Raw genomic sequence first — 25,020 nt, 5'->3', positions numbered from 1 at the left:
AGCCCCGGCCACCCCGTCCCTCAAGGGCGGACCGGAAGACCTCCCTCGCCTGGCGACGGAGGTTTTTTGTTTTCATTCACCCCCGCAGCAACAAAGGCAAGAATGATTCGCGCTAATTTATGATGAACATTGGAAACGCCTGCGCTATGATCCGTCCGTCAATGCCGTGGCCAGGCAGCCATCCGCCCCCCAGCTAACGCGGCTCCCCCTTCAATCCCCATTTTTTCGAGGTGCCCATGAAAGGCGATCCCGCAGTCATCAAGTTGCTCAACGCCCAGCTGACCAACGAACTCACCGCCATCAACCAGTATTTCCTGCATGCCCGCATGTACAAGCACTGGGGCCTGGACAAGATCGGCGCCAAGGAATATGCCGAATCCATCGGCGAAATGAAGCATGCCGACAAGCTGATCGACCGCATCCTGATGCTGGATGGTCTGCCCAACCTGCAGGCACTGCACAAGCTGATGATCGGCGAGAACACGCCGGAGATGCTGCAATGCGACCTGAAGCTGGAACAGGCCGCCCACAAGACCGTCAAGGAAGGCATCGCCACCTGCGAGCAGCATGGCGACTATGTCTCCCGTGAGCTGTTCCAGATGATCCTGGACGATACCGAAGAACACATCGACTGGCTGGAAACCCAGCTGGACCTGATCGACAAGGTCGGCCTCCAGAATTACCTCCAGAGCCAGATGTCGCCGGCCAGCGAATGAAGCTGCGCTGCCCAGGCAGACAAACAAAAAGCGCGCTCGGTTGAGCGCGCTTTTTTGTTGACCTTGTTCTGTGGACCTTTTCCCTACAGCAGGGACAGCCTCAGAGGTGCGGCACCGTATCCTTGAACGACACCCGCTCCGACACCTTGTCGAACAGGCGCGCCAGCTGCGGATAGTCATCGCGCCAGGCCTGGTCCGGGAAACGGAAGCTCAACCAACCCAGTGCACAGCACACCGCCACGTCGGCCAGGGTGTAGTGATTGCCCACGCAGAAGGGCTTTTCGCCCAGGCCATCGGCCATCGCCTTGAGCGAAGCCTCGACCTTGCTCCACTGGCGCTTGATCCATTCCGGGCTCTGCTGCTTGGTGGGACGCATGGTCTTCTCCAGGCGCACCAGCACGGCGGCGTCCAGCATGCCGTCGGCCAGGGCTTCCCAGCACTTGATCTCGGCACGTTCACGGCCGTTGGGAGGCAGCAGCTTGCCGACCGGGGTGAGGGTATCGAGATACTCGACGATCACGCGGGAGTCGAACATGGCGCCACCGTCATCCATCAGCAGGCAAGGCACCTTGCCCAGCGGATTGCTCTCTTGGATGGTGGTCGATGCGCTCCAGACATCTTCCAGGATGAATTCGTAATCGATCTTTTTTTCGGCCATCACGACGCGCACCTTGCGCACGAAGGGACTGGCATTGGAGCCGATGAGTTTTAGCATAGCAAGTGGAGTAATTGTCTGAATCGATTATAACATTCGCATTTCCCAGCAAAATCGTGAAGAGCAACGCCAGGAACGGAAAGCAACGGTCTGCCAACAACGCGCGCCAGCTGGAAAACTGGGCCAGCCAGCGCGTGGATGGTAAAATGCCGGCCTCGGGCGATTCGGGTTTTTAGGCAAATGCCTTCGAAAACTCGCCAATCTTCAGTCAACGCATCTCTTCCGTTTCCATCATGTCCCTCTCTGCTCTCTCGGCCCTGTCCCCGCTGGACGGCCGCTATGCCTCCAAGACCGATAAACTGCGCCCGCTGCTGTCCGAAGCGGGCTTCATGCACCATCGCGTGAAGGTCGAGATTGCCTGGCTGCAAGCCCTCTCCGAAGCCGGTTTCGCCGAGATCAAGCCGTTCTCGGCCAATGCCCGCGCGCTACTGGACAAGCTGGCCGCCGACTTCACCGAAGCCGATGCCGCCCGCATCAAGGAAATCGAAGCCGTCACCAACCATGACGTCAAGGCGGTCGAATACTGGCTCAAGGAAAAAGTGAAGGATGTGCCCGAACTGGTGGCCGCCTCCGAATTCATTCACTTCGCCTGCACCTCCGAAGACATCAACAACACCTCGCACGGCATGATGTTGAAGGCCGCGCGCGACACCGTGCTGCTGCCCTCGCTGCAATCGCTCGTCGCCAAGCTGACCGAGCTGGCCCACGAACACGCCGCCGTGCCGATGCTCTCGCGCACCCACGGCCAGCCGGCCAGCCCGACCACCCTGGGCAAGGAAATGGCCAATGTCGTGGCGCGCCTGCAACGCGCTGCCAAGCGCATTGCCGCCGTCGAGATCCTGGGCAAGATGAACGGCGCCGTGGGCAACTACAATGCCCACCTGTCGGCCTATCCTAAGACCGACTGGGCCGCCTTCTCCAAGCAGGTGGTGGAACAACGCCTGGGCCTGGTGTTCAATCCCTACACCATCCAGATCGAACCGCACGACTACATGGCCGAGCTGTTCGATGCCGTGGCCCGTACCAACACCATCCTGCTGGACCTGAACCGCGACATCTGGGGCTACATCTCCCTGGGCTACTTCAAGCAGCGCACCAAGGCCGGCGAAATCGGATCCTCGACCATGCCGCACAAGGTCAACCCGATCGATTTCGAAAACTCCGAAGGCAACCTGGGCATGGCCAACGCCGTGCTGAAGCATCTGGCCGAAAAGCTGCCGGTCTCGCGCTGGCAGCGCGACCTGACCGACTCCACCGTGCTGCGCAACATCGGTGTGGGCTTCGGCTATACCCTGCTGGCCTATGACAGCTGCCTGCGCGGCCTGAACAAGCTGGAAGTGAACCCGCAGCGCCTGGCCGACGACCTCGATGCCACCTGGGAAGTGCTGGCCGAGCCGGTGCAGACCGTCATGCGCCGCTACGGCATCGAAAATCCGTACGAGCAACTGAAGGAACTGACCCGCGGCAAGGGCATTTCCAAGGATGCCCTGCGTGACTTCATCAACGGTTTGGCCATCCCTCAAGAGGCCAAGGACCATCTGCTGGCCATGACCCCGGCCAATTACATCGGCACCGCCGTGGCACTGGCCAAGCAGGTCTGATTCCACCGGCCGCAGTTTTCCGCTCGCGAAGTGGCGCACAGCAATGTGCGCCATTTTTCATTTACACCGCCGAAAATCCGAATAACTTGATGGATTACTCCCAAAACCGGATGGGTGAAGTGCCATTTCGAGCAGTAATGCGAGTAGCCAAAGCTCTTTATACTCATCACGGTCTCAAAGAGTGGCATCATTCCTTGCCGCCGGGAATGTCGTACGCTTCCCCGTCGCAAGTCCGGCCTGCCCGCTCCGCAGAACCATTGCAGAGCCAGCCGCTCCAACCGCCACCCAACCTGCCTACCCTATGGATCGCTATACCAAACCCGCCGTGCTGTTGCACTGGCTGATTGCCCTCCTGATCATCGCCGCCTTTGGTCTGGGCCTGACCATGGTCGACATCCCCGGCCTGACCCCGACCAAGCTGAAGTATTTTTCCTGGCACAAGTGGCTGGGCGTGACCGTGCTGGCCCTGGTCTGCATACGGCTGCTGTGGCGCCTCACGCACCAGGCACCGGCCTATCCGCGCAACATGCCGCAATGGCAACAGTCGGCCGCCCACGGCTTGCATCTGGGCCTGTACCTGCTGATGTTCGCCATCCCGGTCTCCGGTTACTTCTACAGCCTGGCCGCCGGTGTGCCGGTGGTCTACCTGGGCGTGGTGCCGCTGCCGGTGCTGATCGCACCCAATCCGGAACTCAAGCCGCTGCTCAAGGCCACCCACTACTGGCTCAACATGGCCCTGCTGGCTGCCTTTGCCCTGCACGTGCTGGCGGCCCTGAAGCACCAGTTCATCGATCGCGACAATATCTTCAAGCGCATGCTGCCGTGAGGCGGCACCCGCATTGACTGATTCTTCATATCCTGCTCGTTTTTACACGGACCCTCACATGACCTTCTCCCGCTTCATCCGCCCCTCCCTGCTGGCCCTGGCTGCCGCTTCCTTCACATTGGCTGCCCAAGCGGCCCCGCTGAAGGTAGATCCTGCCAAAAGTGCGGTGACCGCCACCTTCAAGCAGCTCAACGTGCCGGTCGATGCCAAGTTCAAGAAATTCAATGCCACCATCGATTTCGATGCGGCCAAGCCAGAGCAGGGCAAGGCCACGGTTGAGATCGACGTCGCCAGCTTCGACCTGGGCGAACCTGAATACAACAAGGAAGTGCTGAAGAAGGAATGGTTCAACGCCGCCCAGTTCCCCAAGGCCACCTTCGTGACCAGCAGCATCAAGCCGGCCGGCAGCGGCAAGTTCGACGTCGCCGGCAAGCTGACCATCAAGGGCAAGAGCACCGACGTCTCCTTCCCGCTGACCGTGAAGAAGGACGGCGCCGCCCAGGTCTTCGACGGTACCCTGCCCATCAAGCGCCTGACCTACAACATCGGTGAAGGCGAGTGGAAGGACACCGGCATGGTGGCCGACGAAGTCACTATCAAGTTCCACATCGTCGCCCAGTAATCCAACAATAAAACAGCAGTTCCGCGCCATGTCGCACCGCCTCGCAGCGGGCTTCTCCCAGCGCTTTTTTCTCTCAACAAGGAATCGAATCACATGAAACTGAACCACCTCCTGCTCGCCCTGGTCGCCGCTGGCGCCGCCGTTTCCGCCAACGCTGCCGACACCTACAGCATCGATCCCAGCCACACCTATCCCAGCTTCGAAGCTGATCACATGGGCGTGTCGATCTGGCGCGGCAAGTTCGACAAGACCAGCGGCACTGTGACCCTGGATCGCGCTGCCAAGACCGGAACCGTCGACATCATCGTCGACACCGCCTCGATCGACTTCGGCATGAGCAAGATGAACGACCACGCCAAGAGCGCCGATATGTTCGACGTCGCCAAGTATCCGACCGCCGAGTACAAGGGCACGATCAAGTTCAACGGCGACAAGCCGGCCAGCGTGGAAGGCAACCTGACCCTGCACGGCGTCACCAAGCCGGTCACCCTGACCCTGAACAAGTTCACCTGCATCCAGCACCCGATGCTCAAGCGTGAAGTCTGCGGCGGCGACGCCTCGGCCACCTTCAATCGTGCCGACTTCGGTATCGACTACGGCGCCAAGTATGGCTTCTCCACCGAGACCAAGCTGGCCATCCAGGTCGAAGCGATCAAGACCAACTGATTCGCTTTTCCATTGCAGAGCTGAAGCTCTGCGACAGGAAACAAATGAAAGCCGATGCGATAATGCATCGGCTTTTTTGTTGGCGCGACTTGCTTGCGATCATGGAGCAATCCGCCGCAACGCCGCACAATGGCTCGCATTCGCCGTTTTGCTGCCCTGCAAAACTTTTTAAAACGCGCTAATCTAAGCGCCGTTCCCCAAGGAGCAAGTAGCATGTCGTTAGCAGACCTACGTAAAGACTACAGCCGTGCCAGCCTGTCCGAGCTCGACGTCGCCGCCGACCCCATCGACCAGTTCGCGATCTGGTTCGACGAAGCGACCCGGGCGCAGATCCCCGAGCCCAATGCCATGAGCGTGGCCACGGTCGGGGCCGATGGACGCCCGTCTTCGCGCATCGTGCTGATCAAGCAGTTCGATCAGCAGGGCTTTACCTGGTTTACCAACTACGACAGCCGCAAGGGCGTCGATGTCGCCGCCCGGCCCTATGTGGCCTTGTTGTTCCATTGGGTAGAACTGGAGCGTCAGGTTCGTATCGAAGGAAAGATCGAGCGCGTCAGCCGGGAAGAAAGTGACGCCTATTTCTACAGTCGCCCGCTGGCCAGCCAGCTCGGTGCGATTGCCTCGCAGCAGAGCCGCAGTGTGGCCGACCGCGAGACGCTGGAACAGCAGTACGAAACGACCAAGCAACAATTCGGGGAGCATCCATCCCGTCCAGAGAACTGGGGCGGCTACCGTGTCATTCCCGATCGCATCGAATTTTGGCAAGGCCGCCCCTCCCGTATGCACGACCGCGTGCTCTACACGCGCGATGCCGACGGGCAATGGCAGCGGCAGCGCCTGCAGCCCTGAAAGAAGCAGTACGCCTGGCAGGGCTCGAAGCATTCATCACTGACGCGGAGGAAAATCGTGTTTTGGGAAAAGAAGCTTGACGCCTGGGTGGAAAACATCCGCAACGTATCCGCCCTGCCCCTGCGGCTGGTGCTGTGGAACGGACAGCAGTACGACTTCGGTACCGGCGCGCCGGAAGTCACCCTGAAAGTCCCGCATGCATCGGCCATCACCTCACTCTTGACGCCCTCTCTCTCCAACCTCGGCGAAGCCTACGTCGAGGGCAAGATCGAAGTCGAGGGCAAGGTCAAGAACATCATCAACGTGGCCAATGCCCTGGCCGCCAACACCCTCAAGGCCGAAGGCCGTCTGGGCCGCATGGTGCGCAGCGTGACGCACACCAAGAAGCGCGACGCCGAAGCCATCCAGTACCACTACGACGTCTCCAACGACTTCTACAAGCTGTTCCTCGACGAGAACATGGTCTACTCCTGCGCCTACTTCGAGAACGGCGATGAGGACCTGGGCAGCGCCCAGCTGAAGAAGATCGACCACATCCTGGAAAAGATCCAGCTCAAGCCCGGCCAGACCCTGCTCGATATCGGCTGTGGCTGGGGTGCACTGGTGCTGCGGGCGGCGCAGAAGTACGGTGCCCGCTGCGTGGGCGTGACGCTGTCGAAGAACCAGTATGCGCTGGCGCGCGAACGGGTCGAAGCCGCCGGGCTCTCGGACCGCATCGATATCCGTCTGCAGGACTACCGCGATGTCACCGGCACTTTCGACCGCATCACCTCGGTGGGCATGTTCGAGCACGTCGGCATCAAGAACCTGCCGGGCTACTTCGCCCAGATCCGCAAGCTGCTGGCCGATGGCGGGATGGCGATGAACCACGGCATCACCAGTACGGATGTCGAAAACGGCGAGTCGCCCTATGGCGCCGGCGAATTCATCGACAAGTATGTCTTCCCTGCCGGCGAACTGCCGCATATCAGCACCGTGCTCAAGACCATGCAGGAGGGCGGACTGGAAGCCTTCGACGTGGAGAACCTGCGGCGCCACTATGCCCGGACCTGTGGCATCTGGGCCGACAATTTCGAGGCCAATACCGAAGCCATCCACAAGGTCACCGACGAGAAGCATTACCGCATCTGGCGCGTCTACCTGGCCGGCAGCGCCTATGGCTTCGAACGCGACTGGATTTCGCTCTATCAGGTCATCTGCACCAAGGCCGGCAATAGCGCCCAGACGCTCCCCTGGTCGCGCAAGTACATCTACCAAAAATAAGATTCGCCTCCCCATCAAGCAAAACGGGCATGCCATGGCATGCCCGTTTTGTCGTCCGGCGCACTGCCGGCGAAGATGGTACTCAGGCCGGCTTGCTCTTCTCGGCAAACACCTCGCGCAGCTTGGCAACCTTGGGCGCGACCACGAAGGCGCAGTACCCCTGGAACGGATGCTGGACGAAATAGTTCTGATGATAATCCTCGGCCTTGTAGTAAGGCTGCGGCGGCGACAGCTCGGTCACGATGGGCGCATCCCAGACCAGCGCCATCTCGGCCATGATGTGCTTGGCCGTCTCGTGCTGGACCTCGTCCTGGTAGTAGATCACCGAACGATACTGGGTACCAACGTCATTACCCTGGCGGTTGAGCGTAGTCGGATCATGGATGGTGAAGAAGATCTCCAGGATCTCGCGATAGCTGATCTGCTGCGGATCGAATGCCAGTTTGACCACCTCCGCATGCCCGGTCTGCCCGCCGCAGACCTGTTCATAGCTCGGATCGACGACGCTGCCGCCGGTATAGCCGGATTCGACCGATTCCACACCCCTGACCTGCTGGTACACCGCTTCCAGACACCAGAAGCAGCCGCCGCCCAGTAGTGCAATTTCCGTGGCCATGCTGTTCTCCCGTTGAGTTGCTTGTCGTTAAACTTTACTCCAATTGAACACTTCATGTATGGCCAAGGTGAATCATTGTCAAGATTGCGGCGCAGCATGATGACGGCAGAAGCAGGCGGTATCCGCTATCATGTGCACATCTGCGCCATGCCGGGCTGACCGCAACGATGCGGCCCGGGCGCCTCGACCCAGACCATATTCCCGATGCACACACGTTTCCCCCGCGCCCAGGCGCGCCAGTTCGATGCCGCGCATTTCCGCCAGGCCCTCTCGCAATTCGCCACCGGCGTCACCGTCATTACCACCCGCCTGGCCGACGGCACCCTGCTGGGCCTGACCGCCAGCTCCTTCAATTCGGTCTCGCTGGACCCGCCACTGGTGCTCTGGAGCCTGGGCACGCGCGCCAACAGCATGCCGGTCTTCTCCGGCAATTCGCATTACGTCATCAACATTCTCGGTGCCGAACAGGCGCATCTGGCGCAGCAGTTCGCCAGCAAGATGGAAAACCGCTTCGAGGGCGTGCCCTATACGCTCTCGCGCACCGGACAGCCAGTGCTGGAGGGTGTGTCAGCCTGGTTCGAATGCCATAACCGCAGCCAGTATCCGGAAGGCGATCATGTCATCTTCGTCGGCGAGGTCGAACATTGCGAAGTCCATCCGCAATCGGCGCTGGTCTTCCACAACGGCCGCTTCAGCAAAACCGACGCAGACTGAACTGGCCTTGGACGGACGAAAAAAAAGCGCCCGAGGGCGCTTTTTTTCGTCCGGGACCCGGTTAGAACTTGTAGCCCACCGACAGGAAACTCACGATGGGATTGAGCGTCAGGCTAGTCGTAGAATGCACGACACGGCCATTGGCCAACGTGGTGGAGATATCGGCATCGGTCTTCAATGGCAAGTAGGACACTGAGAAATTCACCGACCAGTTCTTATCGAAGTTATAAGCAGCGCCGATGTTGAACACCGGTGCCCAAGAGGAACTGAGATCTGCAGTGGACTTGGCGCCCGGCGAGCTATAGGTTCTCGCGACAGTGTTCTGGAAGCTGTCCGATAACTCCACGTTGTCATACCAAACATAGCTCACACCAGCACCGACGAAGGGGCGGAACTGGCTGTTACCGTCACCGAAGTACCACTTGGCCAGTACGGCCGGACTCCATTGCTTTGCCTTGCCGATCTCGCCCACGCCTGCCAGCGAACCAGTACCAGTCAGCTTGAAGGTCGGGGGAATACCCAGGTCGGTAGTAACCGCAAAATTATCGGTAAAGAAGTGTGTGAACGCCACCCCCAGAGTATCGGCATTGCCTACCGAAGCGCCCGAGTTAGGCACCTGGGCACCCGAGGCCAGGCGCAGCTTGTCACTCGAATCCTGCGGTGCCAGGTGGAACCAGCCCAGGTTGACCACGTTGCTGCCCGCAGTCTGTGCCATGGCCGGCGCGGCAAAGGCCGCCATCACGGACAACGCGGCGAGTTTGGGCAGGAAGGAAGATTGTTTTTGCATTGCTGTCTCCAAGAGTTACGGGCGTGGCCCGGATTTTTTATTCCCGACGGCTGGCGTCTGACGGGATAGTGTTCACGGCTGGTCACCGCTTTTCATTATTTCAGCGTAAGTCCACGTAACTGGCTGTCACCCTGCTTTTACGCTGACGGAACAAAAAGAACGCACGTGCTATTCTTTGGAGATACTATGCCAGCTTTGTCATATTTTGTATAGAAGGAGTGAAGACCTTCATGCGCCCTGTCGGCATTTGGCAACCACGTACTGACCGGCAGGTCAGTACGGGCGGGGAGATGGGCGAAAGGGGCGCCAGGAAAGGGCCGCCGGAAAGCCGACGGCAAGCTGCCAGTAAAAGGCGACAGCTCAGCCGTTGAGCAGGCGCGTCAGCAGGCCCTGGGAGTCGAAGGCGGCACGGCGCAGGCGGTCGTTGACGCCCTGCCATTCCGGCGTCGGTGGCAGCGACTCCACCACGATCAGATCAGCACCGGCGTGGTCCATGTCACGCAGCGCGGCGTAGAGATCGTGCGCATAGGCATCGGCCGAAACCGGCATCGCGCGCAGCACCGCCACACTAGCGCCGGCTTGCCCATGGGCGCGACCGATCAGGGCCACCTTCTTGCCGATGGCGGCCAGGCGCGCCAGCACGTCCTGCAGCCGGGCCGGCTCAACCTGCACCACCGGCGTATGCGGCGCATAGTGGGCATCAAGCGTACCCGAGGCGCGCGGTGCACTGGCATCCGGCGTGGCCAGCGGTACGCCCAGCACGGCAGCGATGCGGTCCGCGCTGATCTGGCCGGGGCGCAGCAGCACCGGGCCATGGGTGTCGATACGGGAGAGATCGACGATGGTCGATTCGATGCCGACTTCGCTCTGTCCGCCATCGAGCACGTAATCCACCAGGCTGTCGGCATCGCTGCCGAATTCCTCACGGACATGTTCCGCCGTGGTCGGGCTGACGTGACCGAACTTGTTGGCGGAGGGCCCGGCGATACCGCCCTTGCCGCCACGGAATTCACGTAGCAGCGCCTGCGCCACCGGGTGCGAAGGGCAACGCAGGCCCACCGAGTCCTGGCCGCCGGCGACGGCATCGGGAATATGCGCGGCGCGCTTCAGGATCAGGGTCAGCGGACCGGGCCAGAACGAGGCGATCAGGCGTCTCGCTTCCACCGGAACCGAGGCCGCCCAGTAGCCGATGTCAGCCTCAGGCGAGACATGCACGATCACTGGATGATTGGCCGGCCGCCCCTTGGCCGCATAGATAGCGGCAATCGCAGCCGGGTTTTCGGCATCACCACCGAGGCCATAGACAGTCTCGGTCGGGAAGGCCACCAGCCCGCCCTGCTCCAGCCTGCGGGCTGCCTGCATGACGGCGGCGGCATCGATATGCGGGGCCGGGGATGTGCTCTTGTCGTTCATCGCCTGATCCTGCCGCTTACAGTGGGATGCCCAGAATGCCGCAGGCCGCAGCCAGCTGCCGCTGCGCCCCTTCCAGGGTGGCACCGGTGAAGGTGACGTGACCCATCTTGCGACCACGTCGCGCTTCGGCCTTGCCGTACAGGTGCAGGTGCGCACCGGGCAACGCCAGCACCTGGTCCCAGGCCGGTTCGCGCTGGCTGTCGCCATCGCCTTCATACCAGACGTCACCCAGGATGTTGAGCATGACCGAGGGCGAATGCTGGCGGGTATCGCCCAGCGGCAATTGGGCCATGGCACGGGCCTGCTGTTCGAACTGGCTGGTGACGCAGGCGTCGATGGTGTAGTGACCGCTGTTGTGCGGACGCGGCGCCATTTCGTTGACCACCAGCGCGCCATCTTCCAGCACGAAGAATTCGATGCACAACACACCCACGTACTGCATCGCACCGATGATCTGCAACGCTGCCTGCTGCGCGCGCTCGGCGGCATCCGGCTTGATGTTGGGACCGGGGACGGTGGTGGTGAAGAGGATGCCATCGCGATGCACGTTCTCGGCGATCGGATAGACCACGGCCTGGCCATCATGCCCCCGCGCCACCAGCACGGAAACTTCATAGGCCAGCGGCAGCATCTTTTCCAGCACGCAGGTCACGCCTTTCATGGCGGCGAAGGCAGTGCGCACTTCCTCGACACTGCGCACGCGCACCTGCCCCTTGCCGTCATAGCCCATGCGGGCGGTCTTGAGGATGCCAGGCAGCAGGTTTGCATCGAGCCCGTCGATGTCGGCCTCGGTATTGATCACCAAATGCGGGGCCGGCAACACGCCGGAACGCGATCCGCATTCGGTGAAGAAAGCCTTCTCGGCCGTGCGGTCCTGGGCGATCGACACGCCCGAGGCCGCCGGTGCCACGAAGGTCTGGGCCGCCAGCGTCGCCAGGCTCTTGGCCGAGACATTCTCGAATTCGGTGGTGACCGCAGCGCACAGCGCACCCAGCTCGGCCAGCGCCGGACCGTTGTCGTAGGCGGCGTTGATCAGGCGGTCCGCCACCTGGCCGGCCGGACAGTCGGCATCGGCTTCCAGCACGGCGACCTTGAAGCCCATGCTCTGCGCGGCATGCGCGAACATGCGCCCCAACTGGCCGCCTCCCATCACACCCAACCAGGTGGCCGGGGTAGTCGAGGGAATGGCAGGGCTAAGCGAGGGTGCGGACTGCTGGGTCATACAGGCAACTTCATATCGAGAGCGACTTGCGTCTGGGTCTTGCGGAAGGCTTCCAGCTTCTCAGCCAGCGCCGCATCGGTGGTGGCCAGCATGGCGATGGCCGACAGCGCCGCATTGGCGGCCCCGGCTTCGCCGATGGCATAGGTCGCCACCGGAATGCCCTTGGGCATCTGCACGATGGACAACAGCGAATCTTCGCCGCGCAGATACTTGGACGGCACCGGCACGCCCAGCACCGGTACGATGGTCTTGGCGGCGATCATGCCCGGCAGGTGGGCAGCACCACCGGCACCGGCGATGATGGCGCGCAGGCCGCGCGCACGGGCGCTCTCGGCATAGGCAAACATCTGGTCCGGCATGCGGTGCGCGGAAATCACCTGCGCTTCGAACGGGACGCCGAAGTCCTTCAGGATGGCGACCGCATTCTGCATCACCTCCCAGTCCGAGGACGAACCCATGACCACACCCACCAGGGGCTTGACGGTATCGCTCATGATCTCAGTCCTTCAGCTTGTTGCCGGTCAGGCGTTCGAGCGCTTCGCGGTACTTGGCGCCGGTCTTCTCGATGACGTCGGCCGGCAGCGGCGGCGCCGGCGGGGTCTTTTGCCAGCCATCGACGGTTTCCAGGTAGTCGCGCACGAACTGCTTGTCGAAGGACGGCGGCGAGATACCGACCTGGTAGCTGTCGGCCGGCCAGAAGCGCGATGAGTCGGCGGTCAGCACTTCATCCATCAGGTGCAGCACGCCGTTGTCATCCAGGCCGAACTCGAACTTGGTGTCGGCGATGATGATGCCGCGGGTGGCGGCGTAGTCGGCGGCTTCCTTGTAGAGCTGGATGGCGACGTCGCGGATCTTGTGCGCCAGCTCGGTGCCGATGCGCTTCTCGGTTTCCTCGAAGCTGATGTTTTCGTCATGTTCGCCCAGGTCGGCCTTGGCGGCCGGGGTGAAGATCGGCTGTTCCAGCTTGGAAGCCTGTTGCAGGCCGGCCGGCAGCTGGATGCCGCAGATCGCGCCGGTGGCCTGGTAATCCTTCCAGCCGGAACCGATGATGTAGCCGCGCACCACGGCTTCCACCAGGATGGGCTTCAAGCGCTTGGCCACCACGGCGCGTCCGCGCACCTGTTCCACTTCGGCCGGGCTCACCACGGATTCCGGATCGACGCCGGTCAGGTGGTTGGGCACGATGTGGCCGAGTTTCTCGAACCAGAAATCGCTCATCTGGTTCAAGACCTTGCCCTTGCCCGGGATCGGTTCGTTCATGATGACATCGAAGGCCGACAGGCGATCGGTGGTCACGATCAACAGCTTGTCGTCGTCGACGGCGTAGTTTTCGCGGACCTTGCCGGTGCCCAGCAAAGGCAGGGAAGTGATCGAGGATTTGTACAGACTGCTCATGATGGTCTTTTCGTAAAGTCAAAAACCGGAACCGCCATGTTCAGGGCGATTCCGGTCGGTTAGTGCCGGCGCTTGATTGCTCAGCGCTGCTCAGCGCTTACTGGACGATCTGCGCCAGTTCGCCGCTCTTGTACTTCTCGGCGATCTTTTCCAGCGAGACCGGCTTGATCTTGCCAGCCTGGCCTTCGCAACCGAAGGACAGGAAGCGTGCCTTGCAGACCAGCTTGGCGGCTTCGCGAGCCGGCTTCAGGTAGTCGCGCGGGTCGAACTTGGACGGGTTCTCGAACAGGTAGCGACGGATCGCACCGGTCATGGCCAGGCGGATGTCGGTGTCGATGTTGATCTTGCGCACGCCGTGCTTGATGCCTTCCTGGATCTCTTCGACCGGCACGCCATAGGTTTCCTTCATGTCGCCGCCGAATTCGCGGATCTCGGCCAGCAGTTCCTGCGGCACGGACGAGGAACCGTGCATCACCAGGTGGGTGTTGGGGATGCGGGCGTGGATTTCCTTGATGCGGTCGATGGCCAGGATGTCGCCGGTGGGCTTGCGCGAGAACTTGTAGGCACCGTGCGAAGTACCGATGGCAATGGCCAGCGCGTCGCACTGGGTGGCCTTGACGAAGTCGGCGGCCTGGTTGACGTCGGTGAGCAGCTGTTCGCGGGTCATGGTGCCGTCGGCGCCGTGGCCGTCTTCCTTGTCACCCTTCATGGTTTCCAGCGAACCCAGCACACCCAGTTCGGCTTCGACGGTCACGCCGATGGCGTGCGAGAACTCGACCACCTTGCGCGAGACTTCGACGTTGTACTCGTAGCTGGCCACCGTCTTGCCGTCGGCTTCCAGCGAGCCATCCATCATCACGGAAGAGAAACCGGACTTGATGGCGGCCATGCACACGGCCGGGGACTGCCCGTGATCCTGGTGCATCACCACGGGGATGTGCGGATAGGCTTCCACGGCCGCCGAGATCAGGTGGCGCAGGAAGGCTTCGCCAGCGTATTTGCGGGCACCGGCAGAGGCTTGCATGATCACGGGCGCGCCGACTTCATTGGCGGCTTCCATGATGGCAGTGACCTGCTCCAGGTTGTTGACGTTGAAGGCCGGCAGGCCGTAACCGTTTTCGGCGGCGTGGTCCAGCAGTTGACGCATGGATACGAGAGGCATGATGAAAACTCCAGAACGATGAAAAATCAGTACTCGCCAACGCGCAGAATCTTCAGCGCATTGGTGCCGCCGACCTGGCCGATGGGCTCGCCCCAGGTCACGACGATAAGATCACCCTTCTGCACCACGCCTTGCGCCAGCAGCAGATCCTGGGCGCCCTTCAACATGGCTTCGGTGTCGGGCGCCTGGGCCAGTTCCAGCGTATGCACGTTGCGGAACAGCGAGGCCTTGCGGCGCGTGGCGACATTGGGGGTGATCGCGAAGATCGGGATATCGATGTTGTGACGGCTCATCCACAGGGCAGTCGAACCGGATTCGGTAAGCGCTGCAATGGCCTTCACGCGCAGGTGGTGCGCAGTGAACAGTGCGCCATAGGCGATCGACTGGTCCACGCGGGTGAAGCGCAGGTTCAGGAAGTCCGCGTCCAGCTGCACATTGTCGGAGCGCTCGGCTTCCAGGCAGATGGCATGCATGGCTTCCACGGTTTCCACCGGGTACTTGCCGGAGGCGGTCTCGGCCGAGGTCATCACGGCGTCCGTTCCATCCAGCACGGCGTTGGCGACGTCGGAGACTTCCGCGCGGGTCGGCACGGCATTGACGATCATGGACTCCATCATCTGGGTCGCGGTGATGGTCAGCTTGTTGGAGGCGCGCGCCATCTTGATCATGCGCTTCTGCAGGCCCGGCACGGCGGCATTGCCCACTTCCACGGCCAGGTCGCCACGGGCCACCATGATGCCGTCGGAGGCGTCCAGGATTTCCTGCAGCAGCGGGATCGCTTCGGCGCGTTCGATCTTGGCGATCATCATCGGCTTGTGCCCGAAGGGTTCGCCGGCCACGTTGGACAGCTGGCGCGCCATTTCCATGTCGGTGGCGTTCTTGGGGAAGGACACGGCCACGTAGTCGGCCTGGAAGCTCATGGCGGTCTTGATGTCGTCCATGTCCTTGGCCGTCAGGGCGGGCGCAGACAGACCGCCCCCCTGGCGGTTGATGCCCTTGTTGTTGGACAGTTCGCCGCCGATCTTGACTACGGTATGGATTTCATTGCCCATCACGCGCTCGACCTTGAGCACGATCAGGCCATCGTTCAACAGCAGCACGTCATTGCCCTTGAGGTCGCGCGGCAGTGCCTTGTAGTCCAGACCCACGCGCTCCTGGTTGCCCATCTGGCAATCGGCGTCGAGGATGAACTTGTCACCGTTGGCCAGCATGATCTTGCCGTTCTCGAACTTGCCGACGCGGATCTTGGGGCCTTGCAGGTCGGCCATGATGGCGACCTTCTTGCCGCATTCGTCGGCCACCTCACGCACCAGGGTGGCGCGGTCGATGTGATCCTGCGGCTTGCCGTGCGAGAAGTTCAGACGCACCACATCCACGCCGGCGCGGATCATGCGGGTCAGGGTCTCGCGATCGCTGGAAGCGGGGCCGATGGTGGCGACGATTTTTGTTGCTCTGGACATGAATACCTTCTGGTTGCGACTTGGTGATAGAAGCCCGCTGCCCGGCCCGATGCAGGGCCGATCAGGCGGATCGCTTCCGCCCCGGACGCGCGTCTCGGACGCGTCCCTGTTGGTGATGCTACAGACTCAGAATTCGGATGGCACCGGATGGCACCATGAGGCGCCACGCCCGGCACGGGGGGCGCGGCGCCGGTCAGGCTTACTGCGCGCGTTGCAGCAGGATCTCGACCGCAGGCAGGGTCTTGCCTTCCAGGAATTCCAGGAAGGCGCCGCCGCCGGTGGAGATGTAGCCGACCTTGTCGGCGATGTTGTACTTGGCGATGGCTGCCAGGGTGTCACCACCACCGGCAATCGAGAAGCCCGGCGAGGCGGCAATGGCGCGCGCCAGGGTCTCGGTGCCACGACCGAACTGGTCGAACTCGAACACGCCCACCGGGCCGTTCCAGACGATGGTGCCGGCACGGCCCAGTTGTTCGGCCAGCACGGCAGCGGTCTGGGGACCGATGTCGAAGATCATGTCGTCGTCGGCCACATCCTCGGCCGCCTTCACGGTGGCTGCGGCAGTCGGCGAGAATTCCTTGCCCACCACGACGTCGGTGGGGATGGGCACCGAGGCGCCACGCTTGGCCATCAGATCGATGATGGCCTTGGCGTCGTCCACCAGATCCGGCTCGGCCAGCGACTTGCCGATCTTCAGACCGGCGGCCAGCATGAAGGTATTGGCGATGCCGCCACCGACGATGAGGTTGTCGACCTTCTCGGCCAGGGTTTTGAGGATAGTCAGCTTGGTGGAAACCTTGGAACCGGCCACGATGGCCACCAGCGGACGGGCTGGCTGGTTCAGGGCCTTGCCCAGGGCATCCAGCTCGGCCGCCAGCAGCGGGCCGGCACAGGCCACCGGCGCGAACTTGGCCACGCCATGGGTGGTGGCTTCGGCGCGGTGCGCGGTGCCGAAGGCATCATTGACGTAGACATCGCAAAGCTTGGCGATCTTTTGCGCCAGCTCGTCACTGTTCTTCTTTTCGCCCTTGTTCAGGCGGCAATTTTCCAGCAGCACCACCTGGCCCGGCTGGACATCCACGCCGTCGACCCAGTTGGCCACCAGCTTGACCTCGCTGCCCAGCAGCTCGGACAGGCGCTTGGCCACCGGGGCCAGCGAATCCTCGGGCTTGAACTCGCCTTCGGTGGGACGACCCAGGTGCGAGGTCACCATCACTGCAGCGCCTGCCTTCTGGGCTTCGCGAATGGCCGGTACCGAAGCGCGGATGCGGGTATCTTCGGTGATATTGCCGGCATCATCCTGCGGCACGTTCAGATCGGCACGGATGAAGACACGTTTGCCTTGCAGTTGATTGGCAGAAACCAGATCGCTCAGTCGGTTGAATTTCATAGGTAGGAATTCGAAGAAGGGGGCGAAAAACGTCGTATTTTACTCCAGCCTGACCCGCTCCTGACGGCTTTTTGGCAGTCTGGACAAGATCCCGGGCGCGTCGGGCCGACGTACGCAACGATTCACAGGAACCAGCGCAACAGTGTAAAGAGTGACATTCCAGCCACAATAGTTCCCAGAAGATGACGAGTGGCAGCAAAGAAGATGGCACCGCCGATGCCGGCCAGCAACTTGGGATTGGCCAGGCTGAGGTCGATCACCCCGCGTGCACTGACCAGGTCGGGGAAGATGATGGCGGCCATGGCGGCCGCCGGGGCATAGCTCAGGGCGTGCTTCAGGCGCGGCGGCAGTTTCACCGCATGGCCGAAGAGGAAGAACCCGCTGCGGGTGATCAGGGTGGACAAGGTCATCAGGACGATGGCGCCCCACACATACCATTCGCTCACGCCGCCACCTCGCCGTCCTCACCATTACCAGGGAGCAACTTGTCGGCCAGCATCGCGGCGCACATTCCCAGCACCATGGCCAGCAGCAGGCCCAGCCGGTACGGCAGTTCCAGCGCCAGCACCGCCACCGTGCCGGAGACCACCACCCCGGCCAGGGCCGGCAGGCTGCGGGTCATGGGGATCATGATGGCAATGAGTGCCAGGGTGCCGGCGAAGCCGATGTTCCAGCTCTCCGGAATCTGGCTGGCCAACAGGATGCCGATGGTGGCCCCGAGTTGCCAGGCCACCCAGCCCGGATAGCAGATCGCGGCGAAATAGCCGATCTTGCCCGCAGGTTGACCGAAGGTGGAGGGGGGAAAGCGCTGCGGGAAGAAGGCCATCGAGATATCGCCGTTGAAGAAGCCGTACCACACCCGGCGATACCAGGGCAGATGCTCGAAATGCGGCGCCACGGCGGCCGAGAAGATGACGAAGCGCAGGTTGACGATCATGGCGGTGAAGAACACCACCAGCAGCGGCACGCCGGTCGCCAGCAGGGGCAGCACGGCAAACTGGGCCGAGCCGGCGTAGACCAGCAGGCTCATACCCAGCGACTGGAAGATGCTCATCCCCGACTTGACCATGGCCATGCCCGACACCACACCCCAGGCCAGCACGGCGGGAATGGTCGAAGCGCTGGCGCGCCAGCCTTCCTGGAAGGCGTCCTTCTCGATGCGGCGGGCGGTGGCGGGGTCGTGCGGCGCTGGCTGGCCAGCCGATCCTGATCCGTACTCGCCTGTCTCCTTCTGCATTGTTGTTCCGTTACACGATTGGATGCGTCGGCCGCGAATGCCGCCGCAGTGACGATGTGTGCATTTTCACTCAGGGCTTTCATTCTACAGATGAAAGTTTTTGCTCGCGTGAATCCGCTAAAATGGAGTTCTTTGCTCAGTTCGTCCGCACTGGGCAGTTCACATCCGATATTTCGCATTCCGCATTCACCGCACACTGGGAGAAGACCATGTCCATGGCTGACCGCGACGGCAAGATCTGGAAAGATGGCGCGCTGATCGACTGGCGAGACGCCACCGTCCACGTATTGACCCACACCCTGCACTACGGCATGGGCGTCTTCGAGGGCGTACGCGCCTACAAGACCGCTGAGGGTACGGCCATCTTCCGCCTGAAGGAACATACCCAGCGCCTGTTCAACTCGGCCAAGATCTTCCAGATGGAAGTGCCGTTCGACCAGGAAACGCTGGCCCAGGCGCAGCGCCAGGTGGTGCGCGAAAACCAGCTGGAATCCTGCTACATCCGTCCGCTGATCTGGATCGGCTCGGAAAAGCTGGGCGTCTCGGCCAAGGGCAACAAGATCCACGTGGCCGTCGCCGCCTGGCCATGGGGCGCCTACCTGGGCGAAGACGGCATCAGCAAGGGCATCCGCGTGAAGACCTCTTCCTTCACCCGCCACCATGTGAATGTGTCGCTGGTGCGCGCCAAGGCCTGCGGTTATTACATCAATTCCATCCTGGCCAACCAGGAAGCCCTGGCCGACGGCTACGACGAAGCCCTGCTGCTGGACACCGAGGGCTATGTCTCGGAAGGTTCCGGGGAAAATGTCTTCATCGTCAAGAACGGCAAGCTCTATACTCCCGACCTGGCCTCCTGCCTGGATGGCATCACCCGCGACGCCGTGCTGACCATGGCGCGCGACCTGGGCATCGAGGTCATCGAGAAGCGCATCACCCGCGACGAGATGTATTGCGCCGATGAAGCCTTCTTCACCGGCACCGCCGCCGAAGTCACGCCGATCCGCGAACTGGATCGCCGCGTCATCGGCAACGGTAGCCGAGGCCCCATCACCGAGAAGCTGCAGACCCTGTTCTTCGACGTGGTGGCCGGCCGGGCGCCGCAGTACAAGCACTGGCTCACGCTGGTGTAATTGGCAGCGGCGGCTGCCAGGATATCGATTCGCAACACCCGACCTCAACGTTTCAACAGTCAATCGCAAGCAACGGAGAACAAGATGAGCCAAGCTCAAGCATCGCAGGGCGTGGTCCTGCTCGAAGGCAAGGACCTGCCAGCCCACTGCCCCAGCCCCGGCATGACCGCCTGGAATTCGCACCCGCGCGTGTTCCTGGAACTGGACGCGCACGGCGCGGCCAAATGCCCATACTGCGGTACCCAGTACCAGTTGAAACCGGGCACCGTGGTCAAGGGCCACTGAGCAGAAGTTTCAAGCCAGACACGAGAGGGCCCACAAGGCCCTCTTTTCATCTGATCCGGAGATTTGTCATGCCGCGCACCAAACTGATCCATGGCTCGCCCGATGAAATCGAGGCCGCCTACTACGACGCCCTCGCCCGCGCCGACCTGGAAGCGCTGATGGACCTGTGGGCCGATGACGAGGAAATCGTCTGCATCCACCCCGGCGCACAACGCCTGGTGGGCCACGCGGATATCCGCGCCGTGTGGGAAGACATCCTCTCCAACGGTGGCCTGCATATCCGGCCACGCCAGCTGCACGTGTCGCAGAACATGATGACCTCGGTGCACAGCGTGGTGGAAGAAATCGACCACGGCGGCGAAGGCCCGCCCGATGTGCACGTCATCGCCACCAATGTCTACCTCAAGACCGCGCTGGGCTGGCGCCTGGTGATGCACCACGCCTCGGTCGCCCCGGGCGCAGCGCCGGTGGAAGCCGTGGTCAGCGCAGCCATGCTGCACTGAGTGCGGCCGTTTTCCGTTTTCTATCCTCCACTGGCAGCATCGAACACGAGCAAGGCCGCATCATGCTTTACATCCCGCCCCGCTGGCTTCCCGGCGGTCATCTGCAGACCATCTATCCCTCGACCTTCCTGCCCAAGCCGGCCGTGCGCTACCGGCGTGAGCGCTGGGAAGCGCCGGATGGCGACTTCGTCGATATCGATTTCGTCGACGGCCAGCCGGGACGTCCGCTGCTGGTACTGTTCCACGGGCTGGAAGGCTCCTCGGACAGCCACTACAGCCGCGCCCTGATGGCCGAGGTACAACGGCGCGGCTGGCATGGGGCGATTCCGCATTTTCGCGGGTGTTCCGGCGAGATCAACCTGGCGCCGCGTTTCTATCATTCCGGCGACACGGCGGAACTGGACTGGATCATCCGCCGCATGAAACTGCGCCAGCAGGACCTGGCCGCGACCCACCTGTACGCCAGCGGGGTCTCGCTGGGCGCCAATGCGCTGCTGCGCTGGCTGGGGGAATCACAGCACCAGGCCGAGATCGTCGATGCTGCCTGCGCGGTGTCGGCGCCGCTGGACCTGGCAGGTGGCGGCGCGGCACTGGCGACCGGCTTCAACCGGCTCTATACCTGGGTCTTCCTGCGCACCATGCGGCCCAAGTGCCTGGCCAAGCTGGACCAGTTCCCGGGCCTGTTTGACCGCGAAGCGCTGCTGTCGGCCCGCGACCTGTACGCCTTCGACAACATCGTCACCGCCCCGCTGCACGGCTACCGCAACACCGAGGATTACTGGGACCGCGCCAGCGCCAAGCACATCCTCAACGACATCAGCGTGCCCACGCTGGTCCTGAATGCGCAGAATGATCCCTTCCTGCCGGCGCGCCACCTGCCCCGCTCGGCCGCGCCGGAAGTGGTGCTGGAATACCCTAAGCAAGGCGGCCATGTCGGCTTTGCCGCCGGCGGCCCGCCCGGCAACCTGGCGTGGCTGCCGCGCCGCTTGCTGCATTTCCTGGAGGGCAAGTCGGAGAGCGCCTTCCCGGCCCATACGGAGCTGGCCCATGGATGAGATCGTGCAGCAGGCCATGGCCCGCTGGCCCAACGTGCCACATTGCTTCGGCTGGCTGCGGCTGGATGCACGAGGCGGCTGGCGTATGCGCGACGAGCGCGCGCAACAACTGGACTTGCCGGGCGACCTGATCCGCCACCCTGCCCTGCTGGCCTTCATCGACCGCAATTACGCCAGCGATGCGGCCGGCCGCTGGTATTTCCAGAACGGCCCGCAGCGGGTCTATGTGGATCTGGAATGGATGCCGCACATCCTGCGCACCCAGCCGGACTCACAGGGCAATCTTTCACTGGTGCTGCATACGGGGATCGCAATCGATGTGGCGACAGCCGCCTGGATGGATGAAGCCGGGCGACTTTATCTGCGTGCCGGTGAGCTGATCGCCGGCGTCGATGATCGCGACCTGGCGCATCTGCTGCCCTGCCTGCAAGAAGGCGATGCGGATGAGGACGCCCTGATGCGCTGGCTGGACGGCACCGATGAGGTCGCCCCCCGTTTCAAGCTGGGAGGACTATCGCTGCCGCTGCAGCGCGTGGCTGGCAGCCAGCTGGAACAGATCTTCAGCTTCGTCAGCCGCCCGCGCCAGGACTAGGCCGTGGGGACCGGCTAGCCACGCTCCTTCATGTCTTTCTGTTCATCTTTCCAGCGCGCCTTCCATTCACGCTCGCGCGCGTCGATCTGCGACTGGTCGTAGAAGGTCGCATCGGGCGCCTTGCGCGCAATGCCCAACTGATCGATGGCCGCCAGCAGGCTGCCATTGAGCGCATACGACTCGGCCAGCGCCATGTGCTGCAAGGCCTGCTTGCCCTGGGCCGCGTAGACCTTGGCCAGCAACTGCTGGACCTGGGCATCGGCACGGTAGAGCTGGGCCTGATCGCGCAGGTAGGCCACGGCCACGTCGTAGCGCCGGGCGGCGATCAGGGCATCGGCATACTGGCGCGCGATCGTGCGTGAAATCGGAAACTGCTGGCGCAGGCTGTCGGCCAGTTGCAGCGCCTGCGGGGCCTGCTTGCGGGCGATCTTGATATCGATGTCGAGGCTGCCGAACATGATGCCGGTCTTCATCGGGATGGCAGCTTCCTGGGCTTCCTTCAAGGCGGCCTCGGCCTGGTCGAAGCGGTTCTGGCGGTAGTAGGTGTAGGCCAGCCCGTACTTGGCGGCGGCGGTCTGCAGCTTGGTGTTCTGCTTGGCCTGGTCGGTGAATTTCTGCACATTGTCGCGCAAGCCCTGTACGCTGTCGTTCTGCAGCACCTGGGTACGCGCGCGCACCAGCTGGAATTCGGGGTTGTCCACGCGCTGCTTGTAGCGCTGGTCGCGGATGCGGGCCTCGATGTCGGCGATGCGCTCGGTGGTCAGCGGGTGCGTCATCAAGTATGGCGGCACGGCGTCGGTGTAGTTGCGCGAGGCCGCCTGCAGACGACCGAAGAAGGTGACCATGCCGGAAGGATCGAAGCCGCCATCACGCATGATCTGCAGGCCAATGCGATCGGCCTCGCGCTCGGCGTCGCGGCTGAAGTTGAGCTGGCGCTGCACGGCCAGGCCGGTGCCGCCCATCATGGTGGCCATGGCGGCGTCGCCACCGGCCTTGGATACGCCGGCCAATGCGCCCAGTACGATGGCGGCCAGCTGGATCATCGAGTTCTGCTTCTGCTGGCCCAGCATGCGGGCAATGTGGCGCTGCGCCACGTGGCCGATTTCGTGCGACATCACGCCGGCCAGCTCGGACTCCGATTGCGCGGCCAGCACCAGCCCGCTATTGACACCGATGAAGCCACCCGGCAGCGCGAAAGCGTTCAGCATGGGATCGCGCACCATGAAGAACTGGAAATCGAAACCGGCTTCGCCCCTCACCTCGGGGTGGATGGAGACCAGGTTCTGGCCGAAGTTGTTGAGGTATTCCGAAATCGGCCCGTCGTCGACATAGTCGCGGTCGGTCCGGATGTCGCGCATGATTTCCTCTCCCAGCTTGCGCTCCATCAGCGGCGAAAGACCTTCGCGTTCGGTATCCCCCAGCGTGGGCAAGCCCTGGGCCACGCCTGGATGCGGCAGCAGGGTCAGCGGCGCGACCGGCAGCAAGAACAAGGCGGCGCTCAGATAGCGGGCCAGCAGCCGGCGCACAGGAGCACGGGAATGGCGGGACACATCGGAAGCGGTTCGTGACATGGACGACATCGGTAGACGATAAGGATGGGCGTGGAAGTCGGGCAGCGCTGGCTGCGGGCTGGCTGCTATGATACCCGCTCCTTTCCCTCCATTTCACCTATAGCGACTCAGCATGAACACATCCGGCGAACACGCGCCCAACGGCGGCCTCACCCATTTCGACCAGGGCGGACAGGCGCACATGGTCGATGTCGGCGGCAAGCAGGAAACCCATCGGGTGGCCCTGGCCACCGGCGTGATCCGCATGCAGCCAGCCACGCTGGCCATCATCGAGGCCGGTACGGCCAAGAAGGGCGATGTCCTGGGCATCGCCCGCATTGCCGCCATCATGGCGGCCAAGCGTACCGGCGACCTGATCCCCCTTTGCCATCCACTGGCACTGACGCATGTCTCGGTGGAGTTCGAGACCGACGCCGGCAGCTCTTCCGTGCGATGCACCGCGCGGGTGGAGACCTTCGGCAAGACCGGTGTGGAAATGGAGGCATTGACCGCCGTGCAGGTGGGCCTGTTGACGGTCTACGACATGTGCAAGGCGGTCGACAAGACCATGGTCATGACCGATATCTGCGTGACCGAGAAGCGCGGCGGCAAGAGCGACATCACGATGGCGCATCCCTGAGCCGGGTAGGCCACCCCGAACATGACAAACGCGCCCGAGGGCGCGTTTTTCTTGCCGGCATACGCGCTGGGGCGTCGTTCAACCGCGGCAGTTGGCCGGTGCGTACTTGGCCGGCAGGGTGCCGGCGACGAAGCCGGTATTGGCCGTGGCGCCCTCCGGAGCAGCCGCCTGCTTCACGTCCTTGGCGGCGCACTGCCACTGGATGGTGCCGTTGGCGATGGTCGGGGTCAGCGTCAGCGTACCGCCGTCACCGACGCGTGCGCTGTAGGTGATGGTGATGACCCCACCGACACCGCGCTTTTCCATCGGCGAGACCTCGATCTTGCTCACGTTGTCGGTCGGGCTGAAGGTCGGCAGGCCCAGCTGCGGTACAGTGAACACGCCGTTGTTGGAGCTGATCTGTTCGGTCACTGCCAGCTTGTAGGGCTCGGCCAGGTTGAAGCCCTCGGCCACGCGCGCGCGGGCGATGTAGTCCTGGTATTGCGAGGCGCCCAACATGGCGAGAATGCCGATGATGGCCAGCGTGACCATCAGTTCAAGCAGGGTAAAGCCGCGTTGGGCGCGACGGGAGACGACTGGTTTCATGGATTCCTCGAGAAGATGATAAGGGC

General features: G+C 62.6%; 28 protein-coding genes. 14 read left to right on the top strand and 14 right to left on the bottom strand.

Annotated features, from left to right (window positions below; translation table 11 throughout):
- The first annotated feature begins 236 nt into the window (after window positions 1-236).
- Window positions 237-716, top strand: a complete 480-nt coding sequence (gene bfr, locus VE092_RS19495; RefSeq protein ID WP_180665762.1) for a bacterioferritin — start codon at window positions 237-239, stop codon at window positions 714-716.
- 100 nt (window positions 717-816) lie between these two features.
- On the opposite strand, the gene VE092_RS19490 is transcribed toward bfr, so the two are convergent.
- Window positions 817-1,431 (bottom strand): glutathione S-transferase family protein, encoded by a 615-nt coding sequence (locus VE092_RS19490; RefSeq protein ID WP_324879653.1) that lies wholly within the window; start codon window positions 1,429-1,431, stop codon window positions 817-819.
- A 233-nt stretch (window positions 1,432-1,664) separates the two neighbouring features.
- On the opposite strand from VE092_RS19490, the gene purB reads away from it, so the two are divergent.
- From purB to VE092_RS19460, 6 genes are all read left to right on the top strand, one after another.
- On the top strand, window positions 1,665-3,032 hold the full coding sequence (gene purB / locus VE092_RS19485; protein ID WP_324879652.1) for an adenylosuccinate lyase: 1,368 nt from the start codon (window positions 1,665-1,667) through the stop codon (window positions 3,030-3,032).
- A gap of 301 nt (window positions 3,033-3,333) precedes the next feature.
- Window positions 3,334-3,858, top strand: coding sequence for a cytochrome b (locus VE092_RS19480; protein ID WP_324879651.1), 525 nt, complete (start codon window positions 3,334-3,336; stop codon window positions 3,856-3,858).
- A gap of 58 nt (window positions 3,859-3,916) precedes the next feature.
- Window positions 3,917-4,480: a YceI family protein gene (locus tag VE092_RS19475; RefSeq protein ID WP_324879650.1), complete on the top strand. Its 564-nt coding sequence runs from the start codon at window positions 3,917-3,919 to the stop codon at window positions 4,478-4,480.
- A gap of 93 nt (window positions 4,481-4,573) precedes the next feature.
- The gene (locus tag VE092_RS19470) at window positions 4,574-5,146 is read left to right on the top strand and encodes a YceI family protein (protein WP_324879649.1); all 573 of its coding nucleotides are present in this window, start codon (window positions 4,574-4,576) and stop codon (window positions 5,144-5,146) included.
- Between the two features lie 213 nt (window positions 5,147-5,359).
- The gene (pdxH, locus tag VE092_RS19465) at window positions 5,360-5,995 is read left to right on the top strand and encodes a pyridoxamine 5'-phosphate oxidase (RefSeq protein WP_324879647.1); all 636 of its coding nucleotides are present in this window, start codon (window positions 5,360-5,362) and stop codon (window positions 5,993-5,995) included.
- A gap of 57 nt (window positions 5,996-6,052) precedes the next feature.
- Entirely contained in the window at window positions 6,053-7,258 is a 1,206-nt protein-coding gene (locus VE092_RS19460; protein ID WP_324879646.1) for a cyclopropane-fatty-acyl-phospholipid synthase family protein, read from the top strand.
- 82 nt (window positions 7,259-7,340) lie between these two features.
- Here VE092_RS19460 and msrA read toward each other — a convergent pair whose 3' ends face one another.
- Complete coding sequence (gene msrA / locus VE092_RS19455) at window positions 7,341-7,874, bottom strand: peptide-methionine (S)-S-oxide reductase MsrA (RefSeq protein ID WP_324879644.1); 534 nt, start codon at window positions 7,872-7,874, stop codon at window positions 7,341-7,343.
- Between the two features lie 204 nt (window positions 7,875-8,078).
- Here msrA and VE092_RS19450 point away from each other — a divergent pair, with 204 nt between their 5' ends.
- Window positions 8,079-8,588 carry a flavin reductase family protein gene (locus VE092_RS19450; protein ID WP_324879642.1) on the top strand — a complete coding sequence of 170 codons (510 nt, stop codon included), beginning with the start codon at window positions 8,079-8,081 and terminating at the stop codon, window positions 8,586-8,588.
- Between the two features lie 61 nt (window positions 8,589-8,649).
- On the opposite strand, the gene VE092_RS19445 is transcribed toward VE092_RS19450, so the two are convergent.
- The 10 genes from VE092_RS19445 to VE092_RS19400 all read right to left on the bottom strand — a co-directional run bounded on the left by VE092_RS19445 (window position 8,650) and on the right by VE092_RS19400 (window position 18,654).
- On the bottom strand, window positions 8,650-9,375 hold the full coding sequence (locus VE092_RS19445) for an OmpW/AlkL family protein (RefSeq protein ID WP_324879640.1): 726 nt from the start codon (window positions 9,373-9,375) through the stop codon (window positions 8,650-8,652).
- A 360-nt stretch (window positions 9,376-9,735) separates the two neighbouring features.
- A complete protein-coding gene (locus VE092_RS19440; RefSeq protein WP_324879638.1) occupies window positions 9,736-10,788 on the bottom strand; it encodes an L-threonylcarbamoyladenylate synthase in 1,053 nt (350 codons plus the stop codon).
- Window positions 10,789-10,804: 16 nt separating this feature from the next.
- Window positions 10,805-12,010, bottom strand: a complete 1,206-nt coding sequence (locus VE092_RS19435) for a 5-(carboxyamino)imidazole ribonucleotide synthase (RefSeq protein ID WP_324879636.1) — start codon at window positions 12,008-12,010, stop codon at window positions 10,805-10,807.
- Entirely contained in the window at window positions 12,007-12,504 is a 498-nt protein-coding gene (gene purE / locus VE092_RS19430) for a 5-(carboxyamino)imidazole ribonucleotide mutase (protein ID WP_077237402.1), read from the bottom strand. Before purE ends, VE092_RS19435 begins: the two co-directional genes overlap by 4 nt.
- Before the next feature lie 4 nt (window positions 12,505-12,508).
- Entirely contained in the window at window positions 12,509-13,405 is an 897-nt protein-coding gene (locus tag VE092_RS19425; RefSeq protein ID WP_324879634.1) for a phosphoribosylaminoimidazolesuccinocarboxamide synthase, read from the bottom strand.
- Window positions 13,406-13,502: 97 nt separating this feature from the next.
- Window positions 13,503-14,567: a class II fructose-bisphosphate aldolase gene (fba, locus tag VE092_RS19420; RefSeq protein ID WP_006461735.1), complete on the bottom strand. Its 1,065-nt coding sequence runs from the start codon at window positions 14,565-14,567 to the stop codon at window positions 13,503-13,505.
- 26 nt (window positions 14,568-14,593) lie between these two features.
- Window positions 14,594-16,027: a pyruvate kinase gene (pyk, locus tag VE092_RS19415; protein WP_324879631.1), complete on the bottom strand. Its 1,434-nt coding sequence runs from the start codon at window positions 16,025-16,027 to the stop codon at window positions 14,594-14,596.
- A gap of 199 nt (window positions 16,028-16,226) precedes the next feature.
- Window positions 16,227-17,417: a phosphoglycerate kinase gene (locus VE092_RS19410; RefSeq protein WP_324879629.1), complete on the bottom strand. Its 1,191-nt coding sequence runs from the start codon at window positions 17,415-17,417 to the stop codon at window positions 16,227-16,229.
- Window positions 17,418-17,539: 122 nt separating this feature from the next.
- The gene (locus VE092_RS19405) at window positions 17,540-17,863 is read right to left on the bottom strand and encodes an AzlD domain-containing protein (RefSeq protein ID WP_324879627.1); all 324 of its coding nucleotides are present in this window, start codon (window positions 17,861-17,863) and stop codon (window positions 17,540-17,542) included.
- Window positions 17,860-18,654 (bottom strand): AzlC family ABC transporter permease, encoded by a 795-nt coding sequence (locus VE092_RS19400; RefSeq protein ID WP_324879625.1) that lies wholly within the window; start codon window positions 18,652-18,654, stop codon window positions 17,860-17,862. Before VE092_RS19400 ends, VE092_RS19405 begins: the two co-directional genes overlap by 4 nt.
- 209 nt (window positions 18,655-18,863) lie before the next feature.
- On the opposite strand from VE092_RS19400, the gene VE092_RS19395 reads away from it, so the two are divergent.
- From VE092_RS19395 to VE092_RS19375, 5 genes are all read left to right on the top strand, one after another.
- Complete coding sequence (locus tag VE092_RS19395) at window positions 18,864-19,784, top strand: branched-chain amino acid transaminase (RefSeq protein WP_324879623.1); 921 nt, start codon at window positions 18,864-18,866, stop codon at window positions 19,782-19,784.
- An 84-nt stretch (window positions 19,785-19,868) separates the two neighbouring features.
- Window positions 19,869-20,069 (top strand): zinc-finger domain-containing protein, encoded by a 201-nt coding sequence (locus VE092_RS19390; RefSeq protein WP_006461741.1) that lies wholly within the window; start codon window positions 19,869-19,871, stop codon window positions 20,067-20,069.
- Window positions 20,070-20,137: 68 nt separating this feature from the next.
- Entirely contained in the window at window positions 20,138-20,572 is a 435-nt protein-coding gene (locus tag VE092_RS19385; RefSeq protein WP_077237408.1) for a YybH family protein, read from the top strand.
- 62 nt (window positions 20,573-20,634) lie between these two features.
- A complete protein-coding gene (locus tag VE092_RS19380; RefSeq protein WP_324879620.1) occupies window positions 20,635-21,627 on the top strand; it encodes a YheT family hydrolase in 993 nt (330 codons plus the stop codon).
- A complete protein-coding gene (locus tag VE092_RS19375) occupies window positions 21,620-22,219 on the top strand; it encodes a DUF2946 family protein (protein WP_324879618.1) in 600 nt (199 codons plus the stop codon). The genes VE092_RS19380 and VE092_RS19375 overlap by 8 nt, the downstream gene beginning before the upstream one ends.
- A 14-nt stretch (window positions 22,220-22,233) precedes the next feature.
- Here VE092_RS19375 and VE092_RS19370 read toward each other — a convergent pair whose 3' ends face one another.
- Entirely contained in the window at window positions 22,234-23,790 is a 1,557-nt protein-coding gene (locus tag VE092_RS19370; RefSeq protein ID WP_324879616.1) for a M48 family metalloprotease, read from the bottom strand.
- Window positions 23,791-23,902: 112 nt separating this feature from the next.
- Here VE092_RS19370 and moaC point away from each other — a divergent pair, with 112 nt between their 5' ends.
- Window positions 23,903-24,409, top strand: a complete 507-nt coding sequence (moaC, locus tag VE092_RS19365; RefSeq protein WP_324879614.1) for a cyclic pyranopterin monophosphate synthase MoaC — start codon at window positions 23,903-23,905, stop codon at window positions 24,407-24,409.
- Between the two features lie 78 nt (window positions 24,410-24,487).
- On the opposite strand, the gene VE092_RS19360 is transcribed toward moaC, so the two are convergent.
- Window positions 24,488-24,994: a pilin gene (locus VE092_RS19360; protein WP_324879612.1), complete on the bottom strand. Its 507-nt coding sequence runs from the start codon at window positions 24,992-24,994 to the stop codon at window positions 24,488-24,490.
- Window positions 24,995-25,020: the final 26 nt, after the last annotated feature.

Origin of the sequence: Herbaspirillum sp. (assembly GCF_035644555.1) — a bacterium.
Classification (GTDB): Bacteria; Pseudomonadota; Gammaproteobacteria; order Burkholderiales; family Burkholderiaceae_D; genus Herbaspirillum.
Note: the sequence above shows the minus strand (reverse complement) of the source record. Positions and strands in the feature narration are given on the sequence as shown.

What these genes read in the sequence shown, in the direction of transcription:
- purB (WP_324879652.1), top strand. Translation starts at nt 1,665, where the DNA reads ATGTCCCTCTCTGCTCTCTCGGCCCTGTCCCCGCTGGACGGCCGCTAT.
- VE092_RS19395 (WP_324879623.1), top strand. Translation starts at nt 18,864, where the DNA reads ATGTCCATGGCTGACCGCGACGGCAAGATCTGGAAAGATGGCGCGCTG.
- VE092_RS19370 (WP_324879616.1), bottom strand. Translation starts at nt 23,790, where the DNA reads ATGTCACGAACCGCTTCCGATGTGTCCCGCCATTCCCGTGCTCCTGTG.
- bfr (WP_180665762.1), top strand. Translation starts at nt 237, where the DNA reads ATGAAAGGCGATCCCGCAGTCATCAAGTTGCTCAACGCCCAGCTGACC.
- VE092_RS19480 (WP_324879651.1), top strand. Translation starts at nt 3,334, where the DNA reads ATGGATCGCTATACCAAACCCGCCGTGCTGTTGCACTGGCTGATTGCC.
- moaC (WP_324879614.1), top strand. Translation starts at nt 23,903, where the DNA reads ATGAACACATCCGGCGAACACGCGCCCAACGGCGGCCTCACCCATTTC.
- VE092_RS19410 (WP_324879629.1), bottom strand. Translation starts at nt 17,417, where the DNA reads ATGAAATTCAACCGACTGAGCGATCTGGTTTCTGCCAATCAACTGCAA.
- VE092_RS19435 (WP_324879636.1), bottom strand. Translation starts at nt 12,010, where the DNA reads ATGACCCAGCAGTCCGCACCCTCGCTTAGCCCTGCCATTCCCTCGACT.
- VE092_RS19475 (WP_324879650.1), top strand. Translation starts at nt 3,917, where the DNA reads ATGACCTTCTCCCGCTTCATCCGCCCCTCCCTGCTGGCCCTGGCTGCC.
- VE092_RS19360 (WP_324879612.1), bottom strand. Translation starts at nt 24,994, where the DNA reads ATGAAACCAGTCGTCTCCCGTCGCGCCCAACGCGGCTTTACCCTGCTT.
- pdxH (WP_324879647.1), top strand. Translation starts at nt 5,360, where the DNA reads ATGTCGTTAGCAGACCTACGTAAAGACTACAGCCGTGCCAGCCTGTCC.
- pyk (WP_324879631.1), bottom strand. Translation starts at nt 16,027, where the DNA reads ATGTCCAGAGCAACAAAAATCGTCGCCACCATCGGCCCCGCTTCCAGC.
- VE092_RS19375 (WP_324879618.1), top strand. Translation starts at nt 21,620, where the DNA reads ATGGATGAGATCGTGCAGCAGGCCATGGCCCGCTGGCCCAACGTGCCA.
- fba (WP_006461735.1), bottom strand. Translation starts at nt 14,567, where the DNA reads ATGCCTCTCGTATCCATGCGTCAACTGCTGGACCACGCCGCCGAAAAC.
- VE092_RS19470 (WP_324879649.1), top strand. Translation starts at nt 4,574, where the DNA reads ATGAAACTGAACCACCTCCTGCTCGCCCTGGTCGCCGCTGGCGCCGCC.
- purE (WP_077237402.1), bottom strand. Translation starts at nt 12,504, where the DNA reads ATGAGCGATACCGTCAAGCCCCTGGTGGGTGTGGTCATGGGTTCGTCC.
- VE092_RS19380 (WP_324879620.1), top strand. Translation starts at nt 20,635, where the DNA reads ATGCTTTACATCCCGCCCCGCTGGCTTCCCGGCGGTCATCTGCAGACC.
- VE092_RS19440 (WP_324879638.1), bottom strand. Translation starts at nt 10,788, where the DNA reads ATGAACGACAAGAGCACATCCCCGGCCCCGCATATCGATGCCGCCGCC.
- VE092_RS19490 (WP_324879653.1), bottom strand. Translation starts at nt 1,431, where the DNA reads ATGCTAAAACTCATCGGCTCCAATGCCAGTCCCTTCGTGCGCAAGGTG.
- VE092_RS19385 (WP_077237408.1), top strand. Translation starts at nt 20,138, where the DNA reads ATGCCGCGCACCAAACTGATCCATGGCTCGCCCGATGAAATCGAGGCC.
- msrA (WP_324879644.1), bottom strand. Translation starts at nt 7,874, where the DNA reads ATGGCCACGGAAATTGCACTACTGGGCGGCGGCTGCTTCTGGTGTCTG.
- VE092_RS19425 (WP_324879634.1), bottom strand. Translation starts at nt 13,405, where the DNA reads ATGAGCAGTCTGTACAAATCCTCGATCACTTCCCTGCCTTTGCTGGGC.
- VE092_RS19400 (WP_324879625.1), bottom strand. Translation starts at nt 18,654, where the DNA reads ATGCAGAAGGAGACAGGCGAGTACGGATCAGGATCGGCTGGCCAGCCA.
- VE092_RS19445 (WP_324879640.1), bottom strand. Translation starts at nt 9,375, where the DNA reads ATGCAAAAACAATCTTCCTTCCTGCCCAAACTCGCCGCGTTGTCCGTG.
- VE092_RS19390 (WP_006461741.1), top strand. Translation starts at nt 19,869, where the DNA reads ATGAGCCAAGCTCAAGCATCGCAGGGCGTGGTCCTGCTCGAAGGCAAG.
- VE092_RS19450 (WP_324879642.1), top strand. Translation starts at nt 8,079, where the DNA reads ATGCACACACGTTTCCCCCGCGCCCAGGCGCGCCAGTTCGATGCCGCG.